At 68.8% G+C, this 9,065-nt stretch carries 6 protein-coding genes; 2 read left to right on the top strand and 4 right to left on the bottom strand.

Features of this window, described 5'->3' with window-relative positions; all coding sequences use genetic code 11:
• Positions 1-445 precede the first annotated feature (445 nt).
• A complete protein-coding gene (locus KDL01_RS35805) occupies positions 446-640 on the top strand; it encodes a hypothetical protein (RefSeq protein WP_212533144.1) in 195 nt (64 codons plus the stop codon).
• Between the two features lie 300 nt (positions 641-940).
• On the opposite strand, the gene KDL01_RS35800 is transcribed toward KDL01_RS35805, so the two are convergent.
• The 3 genes from KDL01_RS35800 to KDL01_RS35790 form a co-directional block, all read right to left on the bottom strand.
• Positions 941-2,575, bottom strand: a complete 1,635-nt coding sequence (locus KDL01_RS35800; RefSeq protein ID WP_212533143.1) for a DUF2079 domain-containing protein — start codon at positions 2,573-2,575, stop codon at positions 941-943.
• Positions 2,576-2,783: 208 nt separating this feature from the next.
• Positions 2,784-3,710: a hypothetical protein gene (locus KDL01_RS35795; RefSeq protein ID WP_212533142.1), complete on the bottom strand. Its 927-nt coding sequence runs from the start codon at positions 3,708-3,710 to the stop codon at positions 2,784-2,786.
• Positions 3,707-4,057, bottom strand: coding sequence for a PadR family transcriptional regulator (locus KDL01_RS35790; protein WP_212533141.1), 351 nt, complete (start codon positions 4,055-4,057; stop codon positions 3,707-3,709). Before KDL01_RS35790 ends, KDL01_RS35795 begins: the two co-directional genes overlap by 4 nt.
• A gap of 482 nt (positions 4,058-4,539) precedes the next feature.
• Here KDL01_RS35790 and KDL01_RS35785 point away from each other — a divergent pair, with 482 nt between their 5' ends.
• Positions 4,540-8,322, top strand: a complete 3,783-nt coding sequence (locus KDL01_RS35785; RefSeq protein ID WP_212533140.1) for a choice-of-anchor D domain-containing protein — start codon at positions 4,540-4,542, stop codon at positions 8,320-8,322.
• Between the two features lie 113 nt (positions 8,323-8,435).
• Here KDL01_RS35785 and KDL01_RS35780 read toward each other — a convergent pair.
• On the bottom strand, positions 8,436-9,065 hold a 630-nt coding region (locus tag KDL01_RS35780; RefSeq protein WP_281415786.1), incomplete at its 5' end, for an ATP-dependent helicase C-terminal domain-containing protein.

Here is a 9,065-nt window from a genome sequence, read left to right as displayed (position 1 = left end):
CGAACCTCGCAGTCGCCCGGTGACAGACGATCTACACTCATGACAGCCGCGCCCCACATGCACGAGCACGAACACGCTCGGTCACGCCACCCAACCTGAGCAGCACCAAATCGTTGGCGGATTCTCAGTGCAGCGGGGCTCGCTGCTGCGGCGTGCTTGCATGAACCGCCCAGCGCTGCACGCCGAGCCGGCGGGAAGCCTCGACCACGGCGAACCCGGCGACGTCGACGACGTCATGCCCTGCATACCGGCGACCCGTCGCGCGGTGACACGATCGTGGCTCCGGGGCTTGCGCGCACCTCCCGCCTCTGCGGGCGCAATGCCCACACCTGACATCCGACTCTCGCGTCCGAAGCCCCTTTATCGGCGTGCGAGAGTCACAGTGACCTGACGCACTTGAGCGTCTGGCACGCGCACTCTCGCCTCATGACCAATGAGGTTGCACGTGCTAGTCATCGCCAAGACTCTGGTATCCGCGGCGCTCCCGGTTTCATGGGTGCTGGCGGGCGTGGTCGGCGCGTTCACCGTCTATGTCGGGGCCGCCCTCGCCGTGGCCCTTTTCGACAACGGCGAGCGCGGCCGGCGCGCCCAGCAGATCCTGCGGGACCTGCTCGAACTGTTCCTGCGGGGCGCGAAGTGAGCACCGCAGGACGGCCGCCCAACTGCCCGGATACCGTTCTCCAACACATCAAAGCATTGCGCCGGTCGGGTGAAACGCTCGAGATGATCTGCGCGACGCTCAACGAGGCGGGGCTGCCGACGCCCGGCGGCGGAGCACGGTGGCATCCTTCGCACCTCTCCCGCCTGCTCCACACTCGCAACGCAGGCCTCACCGAGGCCGAGTTGCACGCGTTCGACCGCCGACGCCGGCAGCGTGAGGCATAGACCGCGGGGAGGGCAAAGCAGCACGCGCCCTCCCCGCGGCAACGCCGTGTCGCACTCACTCCTGCCGCAGCACCACGTAGCCGTCGTCTTCGAAGACGATCTTGTAGTGCTGAGTCAGCAGAAGACGTACGTCCGCGGTCTGCGCCGCGATGCTGGTGAAGGGTCGCGAGGGGCGCTGGACGTCTGCGATCACCCACGGCGCTTCGGGGTAGTCGCGGTCGTGCGGGTAGGTCCACATGATGACGCGGTCGCGGCTCAGCAGTTGCGGCCCGAGGTTGTTCGCGGCCGCGACGAGTGTGCCGGACGGGACGTGGGCCAGGGCGGCGCGGGCGGCGGTGGTGTCGGCGGACGAGGTGTGCCCGAACGTGGGGCTGAGCATCTGGGAGAGGGGGAAGGGTGCGAGGCAGCCGAACAGCGCGGTCCAGGAGGCGAGGATGATCGGTGCCGATCTCACCGTGCGACGTCTGATCCCGGTGGGCGCATCGCCGCGCCGGGCCGATGCCCGCGCGACGCGCGCTGCTCCGTCGATGCCGCCGCAGAAGAGGATCGGGGCGAGGAAAGCGTTGTAGTGCAGCGACATTCCCCAGTAGAGCTCGTTGGTGGACAGCAGGCGTTCGAGCAGGAGAGGGACGGCGAGCAACGTGATCGGCGAGCACAGGCACAGTCCGAGCACCGGGCACAGCAGCATGCACAGCGTGGCCAGCTTGGTCGTGGGGGTGATCAGGTTCAGGGCGACCACTGCCGGGTGGGTCAGCATGCCGATAAGCGCGTGTTCCGGCGTATTGCCGAACTGGCCGTAGGTGAAGTTGCGTGTGGGGCTGCCTCCGAACGCCGGCAGGAGCACCTTGTTGACCAACGCCACCGCCCCGAGCCCGAGCGGGATCATGGCGAGGAACGGGCGCCGATCGGCCCGCATCGCCACACGCAGAGCCGCAACCGGACTTTCGCGTGCGGTGAGGACGAAGCTCCACAGGGTGCGCAGCGACACGTCCTTGGTCGCGAGGTAGCCGCCGAAGACCGCGACCACGAAGCCCATGTCGTCCTTGACGCCCAGCAGGAGAAGGCTGATGAGTGCGGCTTGGCGCGCTCTGCCCGCCTGGGCCCGCTCGATCATCCATGCCATCACAGGCATGGCGAGGAACACCTCGTGGAACTCGAACGCGAGCGCCATCTGCAGCGGCCAGCTCAGCCCGTAGCCGAACGCGATCAGGTAGGCCGCGACCGTGGCCGAACGCGACGGGCCGAACGCGCGTCGGGCGAAGATCCAGATCGGGATGATGGGCAAGGCGGCGAGCACGGCCGTTCCCACCAGTAGCGTCTCGGGGCCGTCGTGGATCCAGTACAGCGGTGCGAGCACGGCCAGGAGCGGGGTGAAGTGGTCAGACAGTTGCAGTGCTCCGGAACCGCCGACCGTGGGTAGGCCGACGAAAGGCGAGTGCGGCGCGGAGAAGTGCGCGTATCCGGATATCGCTTGGTCGAACTCTGCGACGTCCATCATTCCGTCGCGCATTGTGACGTGCAGCGTGAGCAGGTAGGCGGCGTACAGTGCCGCGAATCCGGCGGTGAGCGCGCCGACGACGCAGGCGTGGGCGCGTCTGCTGCGGCGACCGACGTCGGCGGCGGGCGTGCGTCGGATGGACGAGCTGGAACTGAGGCTGACGGGGTGCCGGGGCATCGCCGTGGCGGTCACAGGGGCCTGCTTTTCTCGGCTCGGGCACGCATGAGGGGAGGCCGATGCCCTGAGGCTCGCGCCGGCCTACTTCAGCGTGCTGATGTGATGAGGTTTTCAGGGCATGCCGAGGGGACCGGTTCCGCGCCTTACACGGAATCGGGGAGGGGCAAGGGTGGCGTGGCGCCGGCCGTGTGGTCAGGCCGGCGCCGTCAGAGCGGCGCTGGGGTCATGCCCGGGCCGCGGGGGCCTTTCGCAGACTCACGCGGCGCGTGGAGATCGCACGCACGGCTTCGCAGGCGCACAAGGCAGCAGCCATCGCGGTGGCGTAGGAAGGCGGCATGGCCGGCGATACGATCCAGCCGCCCGCGAACGCGGTCGCCGTCGCCGCGAGCAGCACCTGCGGGGAGCGGCGACGGGAGTGCGCGGCGGCCGCGGCGGCGCACGCACCGCCCAAGATCCAGGCCGCGTAGTGCCGGGAGAATTCCTCCGATCCGAAGGCCGTCACCGGACTCGAACCGGCGAACGTGGCGGTCTGCACGGCGAGGGCGGCCACCAGGCCGGCCAGGCCGAACCGCGCAGGGACACGAGCCGGCTGGCGCTTCACCGCCAGCCCCAGCAGGACCGGCACACCGATGACGGGGATCGCGTCCCGGAGCAGCCCGGGGATTCCGCCGAGGGTGAGGATGAAGAACCCGAGCCCGGTGCCGGGGAGGTAGGTGGCTCCGAGCGCGTGGATGTCGTAGACGGCGAGTAGGCCGAAGAGCATCAGGGTGACGCGATAGGCGCCCAGGGTCCAGGCGGCGGCGCTCCCCAGGCACGCCAGAGCCACCACGAACCCGGTGAAACCGAAGATCTCGACGGACGATGCGGCGCCGGGAGCCAGAATGGCCGCCAGGATCTGCGCTCCCGAGGTGGTGCCGACGACCATGAGATAGGCGCCGAACAGCCCGAGAGCCAGCCTGCCGATTCCGAGCCGGCGCGCATGCAGTCGCACGGTGAGCGCGAGCAGCCCCGCGGCCTCGCGAACACTGGGCAGATGCCGGTCGCCCTCGAGATCCAGCAGCAGGCCGAGGAGTTCTTCACCGCGTGCGGCGCGTTCCTCGGCCGGAAGCAGCCGTATCAGCTGTCGATAGCAGCGTTCGACGCGACTCATACGGCCTCACCGCCCCCGAGCACGGTGCCGCCCGCCCGTAGTCGCAGCCGCCGACGGGCGGCGTCGGCGGAGGCGGCCATCCGATCGGCTTCCGTGGCCAATGCTTCTGCGCCCGCGTCGGTCAGCCGGTAGTAACGGCGCAGTCTGCCGTTGTCGACCTCGTCCCGATCGTGAGCGATCAGCTCCCGCGTCGTCAGACGGTCCAGCACCGCGTATAGCGTGCTCGCACGCAACGTGATCCGCCCGTCGGACTCCGCTGCCACCTCCGCGATCAGGGCGTATCCATGTCTCGGCTGGTCGGCGAGCGCGGCGAGCACCAGGAAGGCCTGCTCACTCATGTTCTCCATGCGGAGACCATATACCGCGCGACGGTATATTCCAAGGACTGCCCGCGGCGACTGCGTGTCGCCCACGCGTCGCCCCACGCGCCGCCCGCACCGCGCGTAGGCCGTAGAGCCTCCCTGACTCTCGTCCGCAATAACGGCAAGAGATCTTCGACGCTGAGCGCGCAGAGTTGTGCAATTATTTGCGATCATCGAGTCCAGGCGCACGCCATGATCACCGCTCAACTTCTCCTTGAACTGCGAAGATGATACGACGAACGGGCCGGGCGCCGCCCGCCCTCGTAAGAGTGCAAGACCACCGCTGTCAGATAAGTCGCATGACAGCTTCGGCAAATCATGTCAGCTCCTCGTTCGTATATTGCGCTTATGTATCCCCACTGTTACGGTCCACCGTGCACCCACCCGGGCGACATCCACGCGTCGCCACGCTGCCGCCCACCCACGTAATGAAGGCATATATATAAAAGCTCTAGGAGGAACGCGACATGACCGTTAAGGGGGGAGCGAGAGCTCTCCACCGACTCCGAGCACTCGGCGCGCTCGGTACGACCGGCGCTCTGCTGGCGGGCTTCCTCGGACTGGCCGCCATCGCCGCGGCACCCGCGCAGGCCGCCTCGTCACCCACCACGCCGATCTGGTCCACTCAGCTCGACTTCGACAACAACGGCACCGCCTGGACAGAGTCCTACTTCGCCGGTCTCGCCGCCGACGGGCTGACCACCGCCGAGCTGAACATGCCCTGGGGCACGATCGAGCCCTCGGCCGGCACCTTCAGCTTCACCGAATGGGACCAGGAGCTGGCCAACGCCTCGGCCGCCGGCATCCAGCTGATCCCGATCTTCTGGCAGTCCGGCTGGGGTGGCAGTCCCCCCTCCTGGATCACCGACTTCGAGCAGAGCAGCACCGGGGCGGCCGGCAGCGCCCCGGACTGGTGGAACTCCACCGAGCAGTCCGAGTACTTCACCTACGTCGAGGACACGGTCCAGAACTCCGTCAACCAGTCCGGCGGGTACGGCGGCGCCATCCTGGACTACGGCTTTCTCGACGCCCAGTGGGACCTCAGCGGTTCGGGCGGCGGCTACACCGCCGACGACGTGGCCGAGTTCCAGAACGTCTACCTGCCCGACACCTACAGCACGATCGCCACGTTCAACAGCGACGAGGGCACCTCCTACACGTCCTTCAGCCAGGTCCCGGCCGCGGCCTCGGGCCAGTCGCTGTTCGGCGTGTTCCAGGCGTTCCGGGCATGGAGCGTGCAGCAGACCTACGGGCAGTTGACCGCGGCCGTGCGCAACATCACCGCGAGCACGCCGCTGTACTACTACTACGGCGGTGACCTGGCCAACGCGCCGAACTACGCCAACAACCCCGACACGTTCTTCAAGCTGGCCAAGCAGTACAACGTCACCGTGATCGCCGACTCGGCGAACAACACGGGGATGACGCTGGCCATGGCGAGCCTGGCCCGCGCGTACGGCGTGAAGATGGCCCAGGAGTGGACCGCGCCGAGTTCGAACGCTGATCTGGCCGCGGGAGCGGTGCAGTGGATCGGCACCTACGGACTGGCCGCACCCGACCTGGGCGGCGAGGACTTCTTCATCCACGACGGCACCGAGAAGGACACCGTCGGCTTCCCGATCTACACGAGCTTCCTGCCGACGCTCAAGACGATCTCGGGGTCGTATCCACAGCAGCCGGCCGCCCTGTACATCGACGTCTCGCAGGGCTATGGCAACACCGGCGGCGGCAGCCTGGGCGGCGTGGAGGGCCTGGCGCAGAACATCTGGCAGAACTTCCAGGCCGGCATCTCGATCGTGACCAGCCAGGAGGTCGCGAACGGCGCGGTGAGCCTGGCCTCGTTCAAGGCGGTGCTGCCGCTCAACGGCGTGGACGCGAATCTGACCGCTTATAAGAACGGCGGCGGCACCGTGCTGGCCACCGCGGCGCAGCTCACCCAGTATGCGACCGCCTACGCGGAGATCGACGCACCGTACGTGGGCGTCCTGCAGACCGTGCCGGACGTCTCCTCCAGCGGCACCAGCGCGTCGATCACCCTGTCCGACATCAGTACCGGAACCGCCTACAACGCCCCGATCGCCTTCAGCCCGGCCGGGCTCGGCCTGAACTCCGGCAGCTACTACCTGGTCAACGCCTCGGGCACGGCCGTGCCGCAGACCGTCCAGTCGAACGGTCTGATCTGCGCCACCGCGAGCGTCGGTGCGGCGAGCCTGGCCGAGTGGAGCGTGCGGGCGGGCTCGGTGCCCTCCGGCACCGCCTCGGCGAGTTGTCCGACCTCGTACACCGGCGCGACGTCGGTGACCGGTACGGCCGGGCAGGCCGGCAGCGGGCTGACCTTCCTGGGCGTCGGCAGCACGGGCTCGGGTTCGGACGGCAACCTCACCCAGCTCACCCAGGGCGGCGAAACCGCCTACGAGACCTGGACCACGGCGCAGAGCGGCTCCGGCGACGCCAACGTCTACCTGCAGCTCGCCCCCATGTCCGCGGTGGAGGGCGCCTCGACCATCTCGGTGCAGGTGACCTACTGGGCCACCGCGGGCCAAGGTTTCGTGGTGCAGTACAGCACGCCCACGAACGACTATCAGAACGGTCCGACCGTCACCAGTCCCGGCACCGGGACCTGGGCCACGGCCACCGTGCAGCTGACCGGCGCTCAGCTCGACGAACTCGAGAACGGCGGAGCCGACCTGCGGCTCAACGTGACCGACGCCGCCGTGCCGCTGATCGTGCAGAGCGTCACCATGTCCGTGGCGAGCAGCGGCAGCCCGATCCTGGCGGCCAGCCCGAGTTCGCTCTCCTTCGGCCAGGTGAACGTCGGCTCCACCAGCTCGGCTCAGGCCGTGACGATCACCAACTCGGGCAGCACGGCGGCGAGCGTCTCCGGTGTCTCGGCCTCGAGCGGCTTCGGTGAGACGAACACCTGCGGGTCGAGCATCGCGGCCGGCGGCTCGTGCACGGCGGAGGTCTCCTTCGCTCCGAGCGCGGGCGGCGCGCAGACCGGGACGCTCACGGTGACCAGCAACGCGTCCGACAGTCCGACCACCGTCGCCCTGTCCGGCACCGGGGTCACCTCGGCGACGAACTTGGCCCTGAACGCCACGCTCACCGCGAGCAGCGATTACCAGTCCTACCTGCCGTCGAACGCGAACGACGGGAACACCAGCACGTACTGGGAGAGCAGTGACGGCGCGGCCTATCCGCAGACACTGACCGCGAACCTGGGCCAGAGCATGTCGCTGGGGTCGGTGACGCTCGACCTGCCGCCGGCCACGGCCTGGAGCACCCGGACCGAGACCCTCTCGGTGCTCGGCTCGACCAACGGCAGCTCGTGGACGACGCTGGTGTCCTCGGCCGGATACACCTTCAACCCGTCCACCGGGAACACGGTGTCGTTCAGCCTGCCGTCCGGGACGAACGAGCAGTACCTGCAGCTGAGTTTCACCGCCAACACCGGTTGGAACGCGGCGCAGCTCAGCGAGTTCGAGATCTTCCCGGGCAGCGCAGGCGGCGGCAGCGGCAGCGCGACGCTCACCGCCAGCCCGCAGAGCCTCAGCTTCGGCAACGAGGCGACCGGCGGCACATCCGCCGCGCAGTCCGTCACCATTCGGAACACCGGTAACGCGGCTGCCACGATCAGCGGAGTCACTGCGGCAACCGGTTTCGCCGAGACGAACACCTGCGGGTCCAGCCTCGCGGCGGGCGCCAGCTGCACGGCGAGCGTCACGTTCAGTCCGACCGCGGCGCAGGCCTACAGCGGCCAACTCACCCTCAGCAGCAACGCGACTAACAGCAGCCTGACGGTCGCGCTCTCCGGCACCGGCACGAGTACGAGCACGAACCTGGCGCTGAACCAGTCGATCTCCGCGTCCAGCGTGGAGCAGAACTACGTGGCCACCAACGCGAACGACGGCAACGCGGACACGTACTGGGAATCGAGCGACGGCACCTTCCCGGCGACGCTGTCGGTGGACCTGGGCTCGACCCAGACCCTCGGCAGCACGGTCATCGACCTTCCGCCGCTGACGGCTTGGCAGACCAGGACGCAGACCCTTTCGGTCCTGGGATCCGCCAACGACTCCACGTGGACGACGATCGTCGCCAGTGCCACGTACACGTGGAACCCGAGCACCGGCAACACCGTGACCATCAACTTCCCGTCCGGTACGGCGTACCGGTACGTGCGGCTGAGCTTCACGGCGAACAGCGTGCAGAACGGCGCCCAGGTCTCGGAGTGGCAGATCTTCGGCTGACGTTCGACTGACCTCAGGCTGACCTTCGACTGACCTGAGTGAAGCGGGCGGTGTCCGGATGCGGCGACGCTGCGGACACCGCCCGTAGGAGCCTTGCCCGAACAACGCAGGCCTTATTTACGCTGGTTCAGACGCCGCGTCGGTTCGGCGGTGGCGGGATCCTCGGGCCAGGGGTGGCGGGGGTAGCGGCCGCGTAGGTCGGCGCGGACGGCGCGGTATCCGTCGCGCCAGAAGGAGGCGAGGTCGCTGGTGACGGCGGCTGGACGCCCTGCGGGAGAGAGCAGATGGATCGTCAGGGTGACCCGGCCGTCGGCCAGCCGCGGGGCTGCGTCCCAGCCGAAGAGCTCCTGGACTTTGACGGCGAGGACGGGGCGGTCAGCGGAGTAGTCCACGCGAATTCGGCTGCCGCTGGGGACGGTGATGCGTTCGGGTGCGAGCTCGTCCAGGCGCCCGGCGGCGCCGCCGGCCCAGGGCAGTAGCCGGGTCAGGGCGGTCGTCGTGGAGATACGTTCCAGGTCGGCGCGGCGGCGGGCGCGGGAGAGCTCGGGCTCCAGCCACTCGTCGGCCCGGGCCAGCAGGGCCTGGTCGTCGACCTCGGGCCAGGGCTCGCCGAGAGCGCGGTGGAGGAAATCCAAGCGCTGACGTAGGCCGGTGGCCTCGGCCGACCAGGTGAGCAGTTCGCTGACGGTCTCGGTGGCCAGGCCTTCCAGCAGGGCGGCGCGCAGCAGGGCGGGGGCCGGGGC

It is taken from the genome of Actinospica durhamensis (assembly GCF_018139695.1).
In the GTDB taxonomy this organism is placed as follows: Bacteria; Actinomycetota; Actinomycetes; order Streptomycetales; family Catenulisporaceae; genus Actinospica; species Actinospica durhamensis.
The sequence above is the reverse complement of the archived record's forward strand: the minus strand, read 5'-3'. Positions and strand labels throughout refer to the sequence as shown.

Excerpts from the sequence above, each read along its gene's own strand:
- KDL01_RS35795 (WP_212533142.1), bottom strand. The coding sequence starts at position 3,710 with ATGAGTCGCGTCGAACGCTGCTATCGACAGCTGATACGGCTGCTTCCG.
- KDL01_RS35785 (WP_212533140.1), top strand. The coding sequence starts at position 4,540 with ATGACCGTTAAGGGGGGAGCGAGAGCTCTCCACCGACTCCGAGCACTC.
- KDL01_RS35790 (WP_212533141.1), bottom strand. The coding sequence starts at position 4,057 with ATGGAGAACATGAGTGAGCAGGCCTTCCTGGTGCTCGCCGCGCTCGCC.